Below are 731 nucleotides of genomic sequence, written 5' to 3' on the forward strand. Positions count from 1 at the left end.
GGGTCAGCGACGAGTTCGACCTGGTCGAGTTCCGGGGATGGTAGCTTTGACGACGCGAGTTTATTGGGCGCTGTTTACACGCCCGGGGCGACGGATATAACAAATGGCACAGTAGATCTGACATTAACCACAGATGATCCTGCCGGTATTTGTCCCCCTGGCACAGATTTCATGACCGTCACGATAGATCAGGCGGCTACGGTATCAGCGAGCTTAGACCAGACGATCTGTTCTGATGGTACGGTTACGTTAAGTGGTACGATCGGCGGGTCAGCGACGAGTTCGACCTGGTCGAGTTCCGGGGATGGTAGCTTTGACGACGCGAGTTTATTGGGTGCTGTTTACACGCCCGGGGCGACGGATATAACGAATGGCACAGTAGACCTGACGTTAACCACGGATGATCCTGCGGGTATTTGTCCTGCTGCTACTGATTTTATGACCGTCACGATAGAACTGGCCGCTACGGTATCAGCAGGCTTAGACCAGACGATCTGTTCGGATGGTACGGTTACGTTAAGTGGTACGATCGGAGGGTCAGCGACGAGTTCGACCTGGTCGAGTTCCGGGGATGGTAGCTTTGACGATGCGAGTTTATTGGGCGCTGTTTACACGCCCGGGGCGACGGATATAACAAATGGCACAGTAGATCTGACATTAACCACAGATGATCCTGCCGGTATTTGTCCTCCTGGCACAGATTTCATGACCGTTACGATAGATCAGGCCGC

The 731-nt window shown here is 53.5% G+C and carries 1 pseudogene; it reads left to right on the top strand.

The window, feature by feature from the left end:
* Positions 1-731, top strand: a pseudogene (locus tag FNH22_RS32275) (hypothetical protein); the annotation flags it as partial.

The organism is Fulvivirga sp. M361, assembly GCF_007097395.1.
Lineage (GTDB): Bacteria > Bacteroidota > Bacteroidia > Cytophagales > Cyclobacteriaceae > Fulvivirga.